Annotated in this window: 17 protein-coding genes; all 17 read right to left on the bottom strand. The window is 65.7% G+C overall.

What is annotated here, in order from left to right:
* Nucleotides 1-8: 8 nt before the first annotated feature.
* The 17 genes from hypE to CEW83_RS00685 all read right to left on the bottom strand — a co-directional run bounded on the left by hypE (nucleotide 9) and on the right by CEW83_RS00685 (nucleotide 14,707).
* Entirely contained in the window at nucleotides 9-1,064 is a 1,056-nt protein-coding gene (gene hypE / locus CEW83_RS00765; RefSeq protein WP_108947641.1) for a hydrogenase expression/formation protein HypE, read from the bottom strand.
* Between the two features lie 34 nt (nucleotides 1,065-1,098).
* Nucleotides 1,099-2,241, bottom strand: a complete 1,143-nt coding sequence (hypD, locus tag CEW83_RS00760) for a hydrogenase formation protein HypD (protein WP_108947640.1) — start codon at nucleotides 2,239-2,241, stop codon at nucleotides 1,099-1,101.
* Complete coding sequence (locus tag CEW83_RS00755; RefSeq protein ID WP_108947639.1) at nucleotides 2,238-2,483, bottom strand: HypC/HybG/HupF family hydrogenase formation chaperone; 246 nt, start codon at nucleotides 2,481-2,483, stop codon at nucleotides 2,238-2,240. The genes hypD and CEW83_RS00755 overlap by 4 nt, the downstream gene beginning before the upstream one ends.
* Nucleotides 2,484-2,486: 3 nt before the next feature.
* On the bottom strand, nucleotides 2,487-4,847 hold the full coding sequence (hypF, locus tag CEW83_RS00750) for a carbamoyltransferase HypF (RefSeq protein ID WP_108947638.1): 2,361 nt from the start codon (nucleotides 4,845-4,847) through the stop codon (nucleotides 2,487-2,489).
* Entirely contained in the window at nucleotides 4,847-5,800 is a 954-nt protein-coding gene (hypB, locus tag CEW83_RS00745) for a hydrogenase nickel incorporation protein HypB (protein WP_108947637.1), read from the bottom strand. Before hypB ends, hypF begins: the two co-directional genes overlap by 1 nt.
* A gap of 79 nt (nucleotides 5,801-5,879) precedes the next feature.
* A complete protein-coding gene (hypA, locus tag CEW83_RS00740) occupies nucleotides 5,880-6,221 on the bottom strand; it encodes a hydrogenase maturation nickel metallochaperone HypA (RefSeq protein WP_108947636.1) in 342 nt (113 codons plus the stop codon).
* Nucleotides 6,214-7,347, bottom strand: a complete 1,134-nt coding sequence (locus tag CEW83_RS00735) for a nickel-dependent hydrogenase large subunit (RefSeq protein WP_108947635.1) — start codon at nucleotides 7,345-7,347, stop codon at nucleotides 6,214-6,216. The genes hypA and CEW83_RS00735 overlap by 8 nt, the downstream gene beginning before the upstream one ends.
* On the bottom strand, nucleotides 7,344-7,895 hold the full coding sequence (gene hybE / locus CEW83_RS00730; RefSeq protein WP_108947634.1) for a [NiFe]-hydrogenase assembly chaperone HybE: 552 nt from the start codon (nucleotides 7,893-7,895) through the stop codon (nucleotides 7,344-7,346). The genes CEW83_RS00735 and hybE overlap by 4 nt, the downstream gene beginning before the upstream one ends.
* Nucleotides 7,892-8,104 carry a rubredoxin gene (locus CEW83_RS00725; RefSeq protein WP_199915181.1) on the bottom strand — a complete coding sequence of 71 codons (213 nt, stop codon included), beginning with the start codon at nucleotides 8,102-8,104 and terminating at the stop codon, nucleotides 7,892-7,894. Before CEW83_RS00725 ends, hybE begins: the two co-directional genes overlap by 4 nt.
* Before the next feature lie 103 nt (nucleotides 8,105-8,207).
* Nucleotides 8,208-9,065, bottom strand: a complete 858-nt coding sequence (locus CEW83_RS00720; protein ID WP_108947633.1) for a hydrogenase expression/formation protein — start codon at nucleotides 9,063-9,065, stop codon at nucleotides 8,208-8,210.
* A gap of 13 nt (nucleotides 9,066-9,078) precedes the next feature.
* Entirely contained in the window at nucleotides 9,079-9,540 is a 462-nt protein-coding gene (locus CEW83_RS00715) for a hydrogenase (protein WP_108947632.1), read from the bottom strand.
* The gene (gene hypC, locus CEW83_RS00710; protein ID WP_108947631.1) at nucleotides 9,537-9,848 is read right to left on the bottom strand and encodes a HypC/HybG/HupF family hydrogenase formation chaperone; all 312 of its coding nucleotides are present in this window, start codon (nucleotides 9,846-9,848) and stop codon (nucleotides 9,537-9,539) included. Before hypC ends, CEW83_RS00715 begins: the two co-directional genes overlap by 4 nt.
* Nucleotide 9,849: 1 nt before the next feature.
* Complete coding sequence (locus CEW83_RS00705) at nucleotides 9,850-10,473, bottom strand: HyaD/HybD family hydrogenase maturation endopeptidase (protein WP_108947630.1); 624 nt, start codon at nucleotides 10,471-10,473, stop codon at nucleotides 9,850-9,852.
* 182 nt (nucleotides 10,474-10,655) lie between these two features.
* Nucleotides 10,656-10,985 (bottom strand): HigA family addiction module antitoxin, encoded by a 330-nt coding sequence (locus CEW83_RS00700; RefSeq protein WP_108947629.1) that lies wholly within the window; start codon nucleotides 10,983-10,985, stop codon nucleotides 10,656-10,658.
* 58 nt (nucleotides 10,986-11,043) lie between these two features.
* Entirely contained in the window at nucleotides 11,044-11,751 is a 708-nt protein-coding gene (gene cybH, locus CEW83_RS00695; protein WP_108947628.1) for a Ni/Fe-hydrogenase, b-type cytochrome subunit, read from the bottom strand.
* Nucleotides 11,752-11,819: 68 nt separating this feature from the next.
* Nucleotides 11,820-13,610 carry a nickel-dependent hydrogenase large subunit gene (locus CEW83_RS00690; protein ID WP_108947627.1) on the bottom strand — a complete coding sequence of 597 codons (1,791 nt, stop codon included), beginning with the start codon at nucleotides 13,608-13,610 and terminating at the stop codon, nucleotides 11,820-11,822.
* A gap of 2 nt (nucleotides 13,611-13,612) precedes the next feature.
* Nucleotides 13,613-14,707: a hydrogenase small subunit gene (locus CEW83_RS00685; RefSeq protein WP_108947626.1), complete on the bottom strand. Its 1,095-nt coding sequence runs from the start codon at nucleotides 14,705-14,707 to the stop codon at nucleotides 13,613-13,615.
* Between the last annotated feature and the right edge of the window lie 307 nt (nucleotides 14,708-15,014).

The following is a 15,014-nucleotide window of genomic DNA, read 5'->3' as shown; positions in this document are numbered from 1 at the left end:
GTTCGGCCTCAGCAGATGCGGGGCAATTGCTCGCCCGACAGCCAGTCGACCATGCGCCGCCCGCCAAACCCGGTGCGGATCTGCACGAAGTGGTTGGGGTCGTCGATCACCTCGCCGATGCGCGCGGCCTCGGTGCCAAGCGGATGCGCGCGCAGGGCGGAAACGGCTGCGTCCGCATCGGCCGCGGCACATATCACCACCAGCTTGCCCTCGTTGGCCACATACAGCGGGTCGAGGCCGAGGAACTCGCACGCGGCCTCCACCTGCGGATGAACCGGTATCGCCGCCTCCTCGAGGCTGATCCCGACCCCGGACTGGACCGCAATCTCGTTGAGCGTGGTCGCCAGCCCGCCGCGGGTGGGGTCGCGCATGACCCGGACGCCGGGCACAAGCTCGAGCAGGTGGGCGATCAGGCCGTGCAGCGCGGCCGTGTCGGACACGATTTCGGTGTCGAAGGCGAGCGATTCGCGCTGCGACAGGATGGCCGTGCCATGGTCGCCGATACTGCCGGACACGATCACCACATCGCCCGCGCGCGCATTCGCGCCGCCAATGTCGCGCCCCGCCGGCAAGGCCCCGACGCCGGTGGTGGAAATGAACACACCGTCGCCCTTGCCGGCTTCGACCACCTTGGTGTCTCCGGTCACCACCGGCACGCCGGCCTCGCGCGCCGCCGCGGCCATCGAATTGACGATGCGTACCAGATCGGCCAGCGCAAAGCCTTCTTCCAGAATGAAGCTCGCCGCAAGGTAGAGCGGGCGGGCGCCCATGACGGCCACATCGTTGATGGTGCCGTGCACCGACAGGCAACCGATATCGCCGCCGGGGAAAAACAGCGGTGACACCACGTGCGCATCGGTGGCCATCACCAGCCGCTCGCCCGCTGCGGGTGCAGGCAGCACCGCCGCATCATTGCCCTGCCCCAGCCACTCGTTGGCGAAGGCGCGCGCAAACACCTCGTCGATCAACTGCGCCATCGCCCGGCCACCCGCACCATGTCCCATATCCACCCGGCCCTGCTTCAGATCCAGCGGGCGGACATAGCCTTTCTTTACCTCACCCATGTTGGGGCCTCCAGCGTCGCACTCCAGCCTCCAGTCACGCAGCCACCACCGGAATATCGCGGAAGCGACCATAGTTGTAGTGGGCCGCGCACGCACCTTCGGACGACACCATGCACGAGCCCATCGGATTCTCCGGCGTGCACACCGTGCCGAAGATCCTGCAGTCGGTCGGCTTCTTCACCCCGCGCAGGATCGCACCGCATTCGCAGGCCTTGTTGTCCGCCACGCTGCGGTAGGCGATGTCGAACTTCGCCTCGGCATCGAAGGCGGCGAAGCGCGCCCGAATGCGCAGCGCCGAATACGGCACCTCGTGCAGACCGCGCCATTCAAAGCTCCGACGCAGTTCGAACACGTCGCTCACCAGCGCCTGCGCCTTGAGGTTGCCGTCCTCGGTGACGGCGCGGGTGAACTCGTTCTCGACCTCGGCGCGACCTTCGTTGACCTGGCGGATCAGCATGCGCACGGCCTGCATCACGTCGAGCGGTTCGAATCCGGCGATCACCACCGGCTTGCGATACTCTTCGGCGAAGAAGGCATACGGGCGGCTGCCGATGATGGTCGACACATGCGCCGGCCCGATGAAGCCGTCCAGCGGCACGCTGCCGATCTCCCGCACCTCGGGCGACTCAAGGATGGTGACGATGGCCGACGGCGTGAGCACGTGGTTGCAGATCACACTGAAATTGTTCAGCCCGAGCGCTTCGGCCTGGCGAATCACGAGCGCGGTGGGCGGCGTCGTGGTCTCGAAGCCGATGGCGAAGAACACCACTTCGCGCGCCGGGTTGGCCTGAGCGAGCGCCACTGCGTCGGCCGCCGAATACACCATGCGGATATCGGCGCCACGCGCCTTGGCCTTGAGCATCGACAGCCCGTCGGAGGCCGGCACCCGCAGGCAGTCGCCATATGTGCACACGATCACCTCGGGCCGCGCAAGCGCCAGTCCGATCGCCATGTCGATGCGGCCGATCGGCAGCACGCATACCGGACAGCCGGGTCCGTGGATCATGCGCACATTGGGCGGCAACAGGTCGGTCACACCATAACGCGAGATGGCATGGGTATGACCCCCGCAGAACTCCATGAACGCATACTCGCGCGCCGGATCGGCCTCGGCGCGAATCGCGGTCGCGAGCTTCTGCGCAAGACCGCCGTCACGGAACTCGTCCACGTACTTCATCCGCCCACTCCGGCGCCCGGCGCGCCGCCGATGCCGGCCTCGGCGAACAGGGCGAGCGTGCGCTCGGCCTCCTCCGCATCGAGCCGGGACAGGGCGTAGCCGACATGGACGATCACGTAATCCCCCACGGCGACGTCCTCGACCAGGGCGAGCGAGATCTCCTTCTTTACCCCACCGAGATCGATGCGGGCATTGTCACCGTCGAGCAGTTCGACGACACGGGCGGGAATCGCAAGACACATGGCTCAGTTTCCGGGTTGCAGTTGCTGGATCGCCACCCACGCCTGACCGAGGGCGATACCGCCGTCGTTGCAGGGGGCCTGGCGCGCAGTAAGAACCTCGAGCCCGCGTGCCGAGAGCCGGCGCGGGAGCTCGAATGCAAGCTGGCGGTTGAGAAAACAGCCGCCGCCGAGCGCGACCGTCGACAGCCGCTCGTGCCGCGCGGCAGCGACGATCCAGTCCTCGAGTGCGGCCAGCAGCGTGGCATGAAAGACCGCTGCGCCACGCGCCGGATTGCGCTCGCGCGCAAGCTCGGCAAGCAGCGGCAGGAGGTCAAGTTCGGCGCCGGACTCATCTTCGCGCACAGCCCACCCTCGATGCGCGCGCAGCGCCGAACCATAGCTTGCGGCAAGACTCTCCAGTCGCATCGCGGCCTCGGCGTCGTAGTCCATGCGCTCGCATACACCGAGGAGTCCGGCTGCAGCGTCGAACCAGCGCCCCATGCTGGTCGTGGTCGGGCACAGGTGGGGCTTGTCCAGCAGGACCTTGATCTGCGCAGCTCCGCGTTGCGTGGCAAAGCGCGGCGCGATGTCGGCGCCTCTTCCCATCCGGTGCAGCGCGGATGCGGCCATTCGCCACGGCGCCCTGGCGGCCTGGTCGCCACCGGGCAGCGCCAGCGGCGCGAGATGGCCCACGCGCTCGAACGCTGCGCCATCCACCGTCAGCAGCTCGCCACCCCACGCGCTGCCGTCGCTGCCGAGGCCGACGCCATCGAGCGCGACGCCGAGCACCGGGCCCGAACGGCGATGCTCGGCAAGTACCGCGGCGATATGGGCATGGTGATGCTGCACCCCGATCGCTGGCACACCGAGGCGGTCCGCCAGCGCCAGCGCGGCACGGGTGGAATGGAAATCCGGATGCAGGTCGTGCGCCACGGCTTCGGGCTGGATGGCCAGAATGCGCTGCAGATGCTCTGCCGCCTGATCCATCGCCACGCACACACCCGGATTGTCGAGATCGCCGATGTGCTCGGAGAGGAAGGCTTCGTCGCCACGGGTGAGGCACACCGCGTTCTTCAGCCACGCGCCAAAGGCCAGTACCGGCACGCCTTTCTGTGCCAGCCGGATAGACCGCGGGGTGAAACCGCGTGCGCGGCGAACGAAGCGCGGCGTTTCCCGTGCCCCGGCAAGCGCGCTGCGCTCGGCGACCATGACCGAATCGTCGCAACGGCTCAGGATGTCACGATCGTGCATCAGGTAAGCGTCGGCGATCCCTTTGAGGCGCTGCAGGGCTTCCTGGTTGTCAGTCACCAGCGGCTCGCCCCCGGGGTTGGCCGAGGTCATCACCAGCGCCAGATCCTGCACCTCGCCGAGCCAGTCCGTCCCCGAAGGGCGTCCTGCGTTGTCGTGGAACAGCAGGTAATGAAGCGGCGTATAGGGAAGCATCAGCCCGATGCTGCCGAGATCCGGGGCAAGGCCCCAGAGCTCGTTGTCGACGCTCGGACGCTTTTCGCACAGCACGACGGGTCGCTCGGCGCCAGCCAGCAAGGCTTCTTCGGCGGAAGCCAGTCGCGCCCAGCGCCGGGCCGACGCGAGATTGGCCACCATCACCGCAAACGGCTTCCCGCCGCGCCCCTTGCGCGCGCGCAGACGCTCGACCGCCTCCGGGTTGCGCGCATCGCACACCAGGTGAAAGCCGCCGAGCCCCTTGATCGCGACGATCTCGCCGGTGAGCAGGCGCAGCAGGGTGTCGGCAATCGGGTCGCGCGTCGCCACCCGCACGCCGGCCGCTTCGAGCAGGCTCAGCTGCGGCCCGCAGTCCGCGCACGCATTGGGCTCGGCATGAAAACGCCGATGCACGGGGGCATCGTATTCGCGCTGACATGCCGGACACTGCGCAAAGGTCGCCATGCTCGTGTTGCTGCGGTCATAGGGCAGCGCACGGGTGATGGTGTAGCGCGGACCGCAGTGGGTGCAGTTGATGAAGGGATAGCGCCAGCGCCGGTCGGCAGGATCGAACAGTTCCGCAAGACAGTCTGCACACACGGCGCTGTCGTGGCCGATGGTGGTGCTGACCGCGCCGCTCTCGCTGGTCCGGATGGTAAAGCCCTGATCTGCGGGATCGGCATCGCACAGCCGAGTGTGAATCGAATCGACCCGCGCAAGGCTGGGCGCCTCCGAACGGATCCGCGCAATCAGCGCCGAGAGATTGCCGGGCAGCCCCTGCCCTTCGAGCTCGACGCCATCACCGTCGTTTCTGACCCAGCCGGAGAGGTCCAGCGTCTGAGCCAGACGATAGACGAAGGGCCTGAAACCCACGCCCTGAACCACGCCGCGCACGCGAATATGCCGGCGCTCGAGCCTGGGCTGGGAGAAGTCCTGCGCCATCAAGCCACGACACCTGCTGCGGCCACTTGCGACGGCGACCGGTCAGCCGAGGCCGCCTCCACGCCTGCACCAATCCAGGCGAGCCACTCATCGAAACCTTCGCCGGTGGTCGCGGACACCTTCATCACCTGCAGGCGCGGATTGACCCGCAGCGCAAACTCCACCGCCCTGTCCACATCGAAGCTCAGGTAGGGCAGCAGATCGACCTTGTTCACCAGCATCAGATCGGCGGCGGCGAACATGTCGGGATACTTGAGCGGCTTGTCCTCTCCCTCGGTCACCGACAGGATCACCACCTTGTGCGCCTCGCCAAGGTCGAAGGCTGCCGGGCAGACCAGGTTGCCGACGTTTTCGATCAGCAGCAGCGAATCATCCGCAAGCTCGAGGCGCGGCAATGCCTGACCTACCATGTGTGCATCAAGATGGCAGCCCTTGCCGGTATTGATCTGCAGTGCGCGCACGCCGGTCGCGCGGATGCGCTCGGCGTCGAAATCGGTCTGCTGGTCGCCCTCGACCACGGCCACCGGCAATCTGCCGCCCAGTTCGGTGATCGTGCGGCACAACAGGGTCGTCTTGCCCGAACCCGGACTCGACACCAGATTGAGCGCAAAGATGCCGCGCTCGCCCAGCCAGCGACGGTTGGCCTCGGCGAGGCGGTCGTTCTTGCCGAGAATGTCCTGCTCGATCCTCACCATCTGGCCCTGACTGAGTCCGGGCGCATGTGCGTGCGCCGGGCCAGTGCCGTAGTCCACGTTGTCGCCCTCAACACGGGGGCCATGCCCGGTCGCATCGCCATGCGGATCGTGCGCAGTGTGACCGTGATGATCATCATGGTCGTGCTCATGCGCTGCCACGGCGCGCCAGGCCACGGTCGCCCCGGCTTTGGCCCTCGGCCTGGCGACGGCCTGACCGATTCTGATCTCACCTGTTCCGCAACCACATACCGTGCACATGCTCTCTGCTCCTCAATCACCCGGGCAGTCACGCTGCCTCTCAGTTACTGCCTCGGTTTCAGCATTCGCTTCTGAATCACTACTCGACTTCCAGTTCCAGCACCCGCATCTCGGTGCCCCCCGTCGGCTGGACCTGATAGCTGCCACACTGCGGACACGGGTCATACTGCCTGCTCACCGCGACCGTCTGCGCGCACTGCATGCACCAGCCGCTCCCCGCCACCCTGACCACCTCCATCCGTGCGCCTTCAGCCGCACTGCCGCGCATCACCGCATCGAAACAGAAACTCAGCGCATCGACTTCAACTGCCGACAGCTCGCCGATCTCGACCACGACCGTCTTGACCCGACCGAGCTGCTGAGTACTCACTGCATCATCGACGATGCTGCGGATACCTTCGGCCAGCGACATCTCATGCATCCTCCGCTGCCTCCTGCGTGACGGTGAATGCGACACAGGGGTCGAGCGACAGGGCAAGCCAGTCGAGCCGCGCCAGCGCCGCGTCGCGCCCCTCGGCCTCCCAGCCGGTCGCCTCCTGCATGAAGGCGCCGCCCGGTGCAAAATTCCATTCGGTGGGGGCGATGATGTGATAGTCGGCCACGATGTCGCCCTCCAGCCGCAAGGCGTGCAGCAGCACACCGCGTGAGGTTTCGACGCAGGCCAGCCCGGCCCCCTCGCCCAGCGGCGCGGCATCGAAGCAGGGCTGCATGTCGCACGCAAGCGGATGACGCAGGCGGCTGGCGTGGTCCGACAGGTCCACCACCTGCGCAAACACGCGTGCTGCAATACGATGCCCGTAGCCCAGCAGCGCCGCGACCAGTGGCGATCTGCTCTGACGCGCAAGCGCGCCGGTTTCACAGACGACGGGGCTGGCGCCGCCATGCCACGCGGGGGCGCGGTCGAACTCGGGCGCGGGCAGCGTGCCGCCCAACATCTGCGCCCACTCCTGTGCCGTATGCGGGGTCAGCAGCGGCGCGACCTTGTCGCCTTCGGGCGTCCACCGTCCCGCCTCGATCAGTTCGGCGAGCGTCTCGCCGACAAACCCGCCGTAGCGCGTCGCACTGACGAACTCGGCCAGATTGGCGGGTTCGCGCATGGACAGGAAGAAGCCCGACAGCAGTTCCTTGGCAACCAGGTCGAGCAGCACGCCGCCGACATCGAAAGCCGCTGCAGTGTCGTTCACCTGCGCCAGACGATGATGCAGTTGCGCGAAGCGAACGCGTTGCGGCAACCGGCCGAAGCGCGTCGGCCAGTCGAGCAGCAGCCGCCACAGGTGTTCCTGGGCAGCCTCGCAGCTGATTGCGCGCTCGTCTTCGATGCTCGGCGCACAGGCCTCGCCGCGTGCGGCAGCCACCGCGGCCCGCGCTGCAATGCCCTGCGCCCGGCCGCACAGGCTGAACAGCACCGGCACCATGCGCAGCACTTCATCCACATGCCGTCCGACCAGCACCGCTGCGGCACGCGGCCGCGTGTTCTCGACCCGCGCCGTCAGACTGCGCCCGCCGTCGAGACTGACCACGATATTCAGGTTGCCAGCACCACTCATCCCCGCCCCCGCAGCAAGAGTCCGCCACGCAGGAAGTCGCGCCGCGAAACCGGCGCGGCGGCGACGGATTCGCCCTGCAGCCGTGCCTGCTCGGCAGCAGCGTCGGCTTCGGACGCCCCATCGGCCGCGACAAACAAGGCGTCGAGCGCCGCATGCGCCACGGCTTCTGCATCGGCCTGGCTTTCGAACTCGAACACCGGCGAATACAGGGAGCACATCTGGTAGGGCCCGATCTCCGGTTCGCTGTTGCCCAGGAACGCATATTCGCCCGAGGGAAAGGTCCAGCACTGACGCTCGTCCGCCGCCAGGGGGCGGAACACACCGCCACCGCCCGGGATCAGCACCAGACTCAGCGACCATGGTGTCAGCAGCGCGCCCAGCCACTCGCCCTGCCACGGCCGAAATCCAATGGCCGCGACCTCGAGCGCCGGATTGCACAGCGGCAACCCGGCCATCGGCCCCGCCGCGATCGCAGCAAAACAGGCCCTGAGCCGGGGCGCGGGATCGTGCGCAAAGCCAGCACGATCTGCAGACGTCGTGGGGCTCATAGGGCGTCCACCACCATGAACTTGTGACGCGGCGCGTCACAGTTGGGGCAGGACCAGTGCTCGGGCAAGGCCGAGAACGGCGTGCCGGGCGGGATCTGCCACACCTCGTCGCCTTCGGCCGGATCATAGACATGCCAGCAGATGCCGCACTCGAGACGGGCTCCGTCCGAAATGCGACTGCCGTCGCCGAGATAGCTGCCTTCAAACATGGTCGGAATTCCTGTTGTCGTGCGCGTCCATATGCACCACCTGCCCTCATGCAACCCGATGGTACGCCGAAGCCACGGAGAGGAGCAGTCGGGTCAGCCCGCATCATTCAAACCTGAGCGTCTCGATCCATTCGGCGAGGCGTTCGACGCTGTCACCGAAGTCTTCGGCAGCGGCCGGCACCACATCGGGCATGTCGGTCACCTCGATGGTGTTGAGAATCAGGTTGTCGGCACTGTTGAAGTACTGCACCCACCAGGTGTTGGCGAGCCGGGTGCTGCTGACGCGGCAGTTCCCGTACCCGCGGGAGAGCACCAGCACGCTGCCCGCACCCAGTGCGCCGTCGAGGTAGGCAAGGTCGTCAGGTACCAGCGGCAGCAGGGTGAGATTGACAATGTGGGCACCATCGCCGGACTTCCACCGCGCGGCGGCATCGACCAGTTCGGCCAGGACCGAGGGTGCGTTCATCACGCCTGGTGGCGGTGGCGGCACCGAAATCCCGACGCTGCCTGCAAGCCGCGCGCAGACCCCGACAGCCCCGGGCACCGGCGCGGCCGACACCACATCGCGCACCTGCTGCTTCGCGACGTCGAATCCGAGTTCGCGCCAGACGCCGGCAAACACCGTTTCCTGAATGCGCAGCGTACCTTCACCGGCCTCTACAACGATGCTGACCTCGCCCTGCCCCAAGGCCTCGTTGACCAACTTGAGCCCAGGAGCCGAAAGCCCTGCGAGATCGATTTCGGGATAATCCGGATCGCCAAACGACCAGGCACGCATGGCGTCGAGCAGGCGCCCAAGCACGCCGAGCACCTCGTCGCGCACGGCTGGGTCGATCGCCTCGGGCATGCGTGGCACATTGAATGTGCTCATTGCGCCTGGTGACGGAATGTACTCGAGCGTATCGTCTTCGTCCTGCGATCCGGGACCGAAGGCCACGACGGGGATGGGAAAGGCTTTCATTGTCTTGCTCCGGTCAGTGGCAGGCGGAATCGGATGCGGGACCACGCACCGGAATGCCGACCGAAGGCGCACGTCCGACAGGCAAAGCAAGCTTGCGTGCCACCGCCCCGCCCCATGCCTCCCAGTCGAGCATGCCTTCGAGCACCCCGACGTAGTCACCGTCACGCAGGAACAACTGCGCCGGATAGCGGGTGATACCGTAACGCGCGGCCACTTCGCGGCTGTCAGCGGGCATCAGGGCAGCTGCTCGCAGCCGACGCCCGCACGTCTTGAGGATCTCGGGAAGGATGACCGCCACATCCCAGGTCTCGGGACTGCGGGCAGGGTCTTCAGTGAGCAGGATCAGCACGTCGCCCCCCTTGGCGACGAACGCGCCGAGGCCAGCTGCATCGACACAGGCGATGCCATGCCGCAGTGCCTGGCGTTCGAGCAACGCGGCGAGGGAATCGAGATTGGGTGCGGCATAGTCGTTCATGTTCGGGGTCCTCGCAAAAATTCCGGAAGTTGGGGTTCGCGGCCAACGAGATCGGCAAAGGCTGCGTCCAGATCCACGGGCTGGCCGGCCATCAAGTCCGACAAGGCATTGAGGGCAGCGCCGACCCGGGCCGCCTCGGCACCATCGATCACCGCCCGTGCCGCGCCGAGGAACGTCATCAGCCAGACGCCTTGGGCCTGCGGCCCCACGAGCAGCGTGTCGATGCAGTGCTCGGCACCATCGAGGCCGGTGCAGACCGCAACGCTGCCCTCCATGCGCTGCACCTGCAGCGGAATGCCGACACACATCTCAGGTCTCCCCTGAGGTCGTGACAAAACGCAGATCGCCGTGCCTGCAGGCCGCCTCGGGCGGGGGGCGACCTGCTTCGTAGGCATCCATGGCAAGCGCAACGTCGTTGAGCCGCAGCACCGCGTCGGCACGGGGCTCGACACTCACGCCCCAGCGCCGCAGGCGCGCCACCGCATGTGCAACGGCCGGCTCGATACAGGCGCGCACGACAGCACGCAGGCTGCCGCCAAAATCGTCGAGCTCGACCGGCTGCACCCCGATGAGCAGCATGGACTCGGGCAGACGATCGAGCATCTGCGCCGAGGCCAGCACCTCCTGAAAGCCGGTCTGGTGCAGGCTCATCTTCTTCGCCCCCATGAAGCGGGGCACTTCGCCGTCCTCGACCAGGCGCATCGTGCCCGGCTCGAGGCCATAGTCCACCGCATCGAAAACGATCAGGCGGCGGGCTTCCGTGACATACGGCAGCAGGTACAGGCCCTGGGTACCGCCGTCCATCACGGTCACCTCGGCACCGAACTGCCAGGCCGCATCAAGCGCCTCGACACAGCGCACGCCGAAGCCCTCGTCAGCCCACAGGAGGTTGCCGATACCAAGAATCAGGACTGAACTGGACTGTGTGTGCATGCTGGCTCCGGGTGTAACGAGTGGGGTTACAGTTGCATGTGCCGTGCCAGCCCGGGGCGCGCGCATGAATCAACGCACAATCAATCACTTGAAGAAAATCCGGCTGGCAATGTGGAAACTCAGACTGGGGTTGCGTCGATCAGCTTTACATCAAATCGCAAACCTTCTTTCCACTTCGGCATTCATCCATCAACCGCGCCGCACAGGCTGCGCCACGCGATATGGGTATCCCACGCAGCCTGCAGATGCATCCACAGCAGCGGGTCGGTACCGAAGAAGACGCCCAGACGCACCGCAGTGTCTGGCGTGAAGGCGCGCCTGCCGCGGGTCAGCTCATTCACCCGCCGACGCGAGACGCCAAGTGCCCGGGCCAGCGCATCCTGCGAGATACCAGCCGGGCGCATGAAGCGGGTTTCGAGAAAGCGCCCCGGATGCGTGGGCGCCCTGGCGGGGCCGCGAACCACAGGCAAAAAGATGCGCGGGCCGGAGCCCGCGCGAACGATCGTCATCATGAGGAGAGAGAGACGAAAGGGGAAAGGCGCGAAATCTTTGCGAAAGGCAGGACGGGCTTCAGTCCTTGAACATCCGCCAGCCGGAGATCATGGTGGAAATCAGGCTCTGGCGGCTCATGATGTCCTCGCGGATGGCAGCATAGACGTGCACGATCACGAAGCAGACGGTGACCCACATGCCGAGCCGGTGGAAGCTGTGTACCTGCAGGCTGTTGCCGCCCACTGCCGTGATGACCCAGCCGAACATCGAATCCGCCCAGCTGCCTTCACCCAGCCCCTCGCCATACAGCGCGAAGCCGGTGCAGATCATGTACACCGCCCCGATGGTGAAGAACAGGAACATCATCAGCTGGGCAAGCGGGTTGTGGCCGACGTACTTTTTCGGCTCGCGAACGAGAAAGAGGTACCAGCGCAGTTCGTAGAACACCTCGCTCCACCACTTCAGACTCCACACCGGCACCAGAAAGATCTGCCGGGCGTGGTGATTGCCCACCATGGCCCAGTAGATCCGGCCGAGAAAGCCGACGGCGAAGATGTAGGCTGCTGCAAAGTGTGCGAAACGGATGTAGCCCATCAGGAAATTCGCACTCGCTTCGCCCGGCACCGACGGCAGCGGCTGCCCGATGAAATAGCCGGTGATGGCCAGCACGGTGATGGCGAGCGCATTGACCCAGTGCCACAGCCGCAAGGGCGCCTCATACACATAGACGGCCTTGACCAGCCGCGCCTGACGCTCGGCCTCGAATGCATCTTGTTCTGCCAGCATGTCGTTCTCCTTTTCCCGACGACCGCGCCGTTTGAGCGGCAGCGGCGCAATCCGTCGAAGCGTGGGATTCAGCGCACCTTCACCTTGCTCAACTCCTGTCCGTCCGGGCTCATGACATGCGTCGAGCACGCCAGGCAGGGATCGAAGGAATGCAGGGTACGCAGGATCTCGAGCGGCTCGTCGGCCTTGGCCACAGGGGTATTCATCAGCGACGCCTCGAAGGCACCGATCTGCCCCTTGTCGTCGCGCGGGCTGCCGTTCCAGGTGGTGGGCACCACGGCCTGATAGTTGTCGATCTTGCCGGCCTTGATGCGGACCCAGTGCCCAAGCGCGCCGCGCGGTGCCTCGGTGAAGCCGACGCCCTTGGCCTCGGCCGGCCAGCGCGACGGGTCCCATTTGTCGACATTGGCGGTGGACTCATCGCCCGCCTTGATGTTGGCCATCATCTTGTCGAAGAAGTAGCGCATCTTGTGCGCCGCCCACGAGGCCTCCAGGCCACGCGCGGCGGTACGTCCCAGCGTGGAGAACAAGGCCTGCAGCGGCAGGCCGAGATCGGTCAGCAGCTTGTCGGTCGGCTCCTTGAACTCCGGGTTGTTCTGCACGTAGCCGATGATGTAACGCGACAGGGGGCCGACTTCCATCGCGTGTCCGCGCCAGCGCGGCGACTTGATCCAGGAGTACTTGCCCTCCTCGTCCAGCGACTCGATGCGCGTCTTCGTGCCCTTGGTGTTCCTGCCGAGCACGAAGTTGGGCTCGGTGATGCCGTCCCAGGGGTGCAGGCCCTTGGTCTCGTCCGGATAGCTGTACCAACTGTGGGTGACGAACTCCTGCACCTGATCCGGATCACGCAGATCGATCTCGTGAATCTTCGACAGGTCGCCGTTGATGATGGCGCCGCGCGGGAGCAGCAGGTTGGACGCGGAGTAGTCGTTGGCGCGGTCGGGAATGTCACCGTAGGACATGACCGACAGCGAGGAGATGCCACCACCATGGAGCCAGTCCTTGTAGAAGCTCGCGATGGCGGTCAGGTCGGGCACGTAGACCTGGTCGACGAACTCGATGCAGCGGTCGATGATGTAGCTGACGTGGTTGAGGCGCTCCATGTTGATCGCGCCCACCGCGCCGGTGTCGTGCACATTGATCGCGCATGGCATCCCACCCACCAGCCAGTTCGGATGCGGGTTCTTGCCGCCGAAGATGGTGTGGATCTTGACGATTTCCTTCTGAAAGTCGAGCGCTTCCAGGTAGTGCGTGACCGCCATCAGGTTGGCTTCGGGCGGCAGCTTGTAGGCAGGATTGCCCCAGTAGCCGTTCATGAAGGGGCCGAGCTGACCGGACTCGACGAATTTTTTCAGCCGGTTCTGGATGTCACGGAAATAGCCAGGCGAGCTGTTGGGCCAGTTCGAGATGCTTTGCGCGAGCGCCGACGTGGCCTTGGGGTCGGCCTTGAGCGCCGACACCACATCGACCCAGTCGAGCGCGTGCAGGTGGTAGAAATGCACCAGATGGTCATGCACCTGCAGTGTGAGCTGCATGATGTTGCGGATCGAGTTGGCGTTCTCGGGGATGTCGATCTTCAGCGCATCTTCCACCGCGCGCACCGAGGTGAGTGCATGAGTGCCGGTACACACGCCGCAGATGCGCTCGGTAAAGGCCCATGCATCGCGCGGATCGCGCCCCTTCAGAATCACCTCCAGCCCGCGCCACATGGTGCCCGTCGACACCGCGTTGCGGATCACATTGCTTTCGTCGAGGTTGACCTCGACCCGCATGTGGCCCTCGATCCGGGTGACCGGGTCGACCACCACGCGCTTGCCGGTGTTGTCGAGCTTGAAGCCCTGCGTCTCGTACGAGCCCATGATCACTTGTCTCCCGCTTGCGGTTTGTTGTCGAGTCCGGGCGTGCTGCGCGCTCGCGCCAGTGCGGTCACGGCCGCGTGCGCTGCAACCGATGCACCGACCACGCCGGCCGCGGTGGCGCCGACCTTGTCCGCATTGGCCTCGATGCCGAACTGCTTGATGTCGGTGACCCGGTCGTAGAAGCTGCCCTTGTCCCAGAAGCCGTCTTCCGAGCAGCCGATACAGCCGTGGCCGGACTGGATGGGGAAGGACACACCGCTGTTCCAGCGCACTGTGGAGCAGGCGTTGTAAGTGGTCGGCCCCTTGCAGCCGACCTTGTACAGGCAGTAGCCCTTGCGCGCGTTTTCGTCGTCCCACTCCTCGACGAACTGGCCGGCGTCAAAGTGCGGCCGGCGATAGCACTTGTCGTGAATGCGCTGGCCGTAGAACATCTTCGGCCGCCCCTGACGGTCGAGTTCGGGGATTCGATCGAAGGTCAGCATGTAGGTGACGACGCCGGTCATGACCTCGGCGATCGGCGGACAGCCCGGCACCTTGATGATGGGCTTGTCGAAAATGACTTTATGCACGGGCGTGGCCCGGGTGGGATTGGGCTTGGCCGCCTGCACGCAGCCCCAGGAAGCACACGAGCCCCACGAGATGATGGCCTTGGCGTCGGCAGCGGTTTCCTTCAGCACCTCGATGAAGGGACGGCCACCGTGGATGCAGTACATGCCATCCTCGTTGAGCGGCGGGTTGCCCTCCACCGCCAGGATGTAATTGCCCTTGTACTTGCGCTTGACCTCTTCGATGATGGCCTCGGCCTGGTGTCCGGCCGCAGCCATCAGGGTGTCGTCATAGTCGAGCGAGAGCATCGACAGCACCACGTCCTTGGCCAGCGGATGTGCAGAACGGATGAAGGACTCCGAACAGCAGGTGCACTCCAGCCCGTGCAGCCACAGTACGGGCGTGCGCGGCCGGGTCTCCAGCGCATGGGCGATCTGCGGCGCAGCGGCCGAACCCAGCCCCAGCGAAGTCGCGGTAAGGCTGCAGAACTTGAGGAAACTGCGACGTGTGATGCCCTGGCGGCGCAGCACGTCGTAGAAGGTTTCAGTCATGGAATGTCTCCCTCGAAGGTCTTTCTTCTGACCCCGCAGCCAGGCAGCGCGGCGGCACATGCCGGGAGACAACACAAGAACCATGCCAAAGCCCAGTAAAATGACTTTCCGCTTGATAATCAAAATGTTAATCAGACAATGAAAATCTGCCGGCGGTCCGCCCAGGCAAGATGGTTTCCACTTCCGAAAAGCAGCTGATCGCTGCGTACCCGGCGTCGCACAGCCGCGCCGCGCCGGGGCGAGCTGGCAGAAATCAGGGGAGAGGACAATCACCAATTGAAAAGCCCGGCCCCGCACCACAGAATCG

The organism is Parazoarcus communis (genome assembly GCF_003111645.1).
Taxonomy (GTDB): Bacteria; Pseudomonadota; Gammaproteobacteria; order Burkholderiales; family Rhodocyclaceae; genus Parazoarcus; species Parazoarcus communis_A.
This window is presented reverse-complemented; position numbering and strand designations above follow the sequence as displayed.

Bases quoted from the DNA above. Each gene is read 5' to 3' on its own strand.
- CEW83_RS00705 (WP_108947630.1), bottom strand. From the start codon at position 10,473: ATGCACACACAGTCCAGTTCAGTCCTGATTCTTGGTATCGGCAACCTC.
- hypE (WP_108947641.1), bottom strand. From the start codon at position 1,064: ATGGGTGAGGTAAAGAAAGGCTATGTCCGCCCGCTGGATCTGAAGCAG.
- CEW83_RS00720 (WP_108947633.1), bottom strand. From the start codon at position 9,065: ATGAAAGCCTTTCCCATCCCCGTCGTGGCCTTCGGTCCCGGATCGCAG.
- cybH (WP_108947628.1), bottom strand. From the start codon at position 11,751: ATGCTGGCAGAACAAGATGCATTCGAGGCCGAGCGTCAGGCGCGGCTG.
- CEW83_RS00725 (WP_199915181.1), bottom strand. From the start codon at position 8,104: ATGTTTGAAGGCAGCTATCTCGGCGACGGCAGTCGCATTTCGGACGGA.
- CEW83_RS00700 (WP_108947629.1), bottom strand. From the start codon at position 10,985: ATGATGACGATCGTTCGCGCGGGCTCCGGCCCGCGCATCTTTTTGCCT.
- hybE (WP_108947634.1), bottom strand. From the start codon at position 7,895: ATGAGCCCCACGACGTCTGCAGATCGTGCTGGCTTTGCGCACGATCCC.
- CEW83_RS00690 (WP_108947627.1), bottom strand. From the start codon at position 13,610: ATGGGCTCGTACGAGACGCAGGGCTTCAAGCTCGACAACACCGGCAAG.
- hypB (WP_108947637.1), bottom strand. From the start codon at position 5,800: ATGTGCACGGTATGTGGTTGCGGAACAGGTGAGATCAGAATCGGTCAG.
- CEW83_RS00685 (WP_108947626.1), bottom strand. From the start codon at position 14,707: ATGACTGAAACCTTCTACGACGTGCTGCGCCGCCAGGGCATCACACGT.
- hypD (WP_108947640.1), bottom strand. From the start codon at position 2,241: ATGAAGTACGTGGACGAGTTCCGTGACGGCGGTCTTGCGCAGAAGCTC.
- CEW83_RS00755 (WP_108947639.1), bottom strand. From the start codon at position 2,483: ATGTGTCTTGCGATTCCCGCCCGTGTCGTCGAACTGCTCGACGGTGAC.
- CEW83_RS00735 (WP_108947635.1), bottom strand. From the start codon at position 7,347: ATGAGTGGTGCTGGCAACCTGAATATCGTGGTCAGTCTCGACGGCGGG.
- CEW83_RS00715 (WP_108947632.1), bottom strand. From the start codon at position 9,540: ATGAACGACTATGCCGCACCCAATCTCGATTCCCTCGCCGCGTTGCTC.
- hypC (WP_108947631.1), bottom strand. From the start codon at position 9,848: ATGTGTGTCGGCATTCCGCTGCAGGTGCAGCGCATGGAGGGCAGCGTT.
- hypF (WP_108947638.1), bottom strand. From the start codon at position 4,847: ATGGCGCAGGACTTCTCCCAGCCCAGGCTCGAGCGCCGGCATATTCGC.
- hypA (WP_108947636.1), bottom strand. From the start codon at position 6,221: ATGCATGAGATGTCGCTGGCCGAAGGTATCCGCAGCATCGTCGATGAT.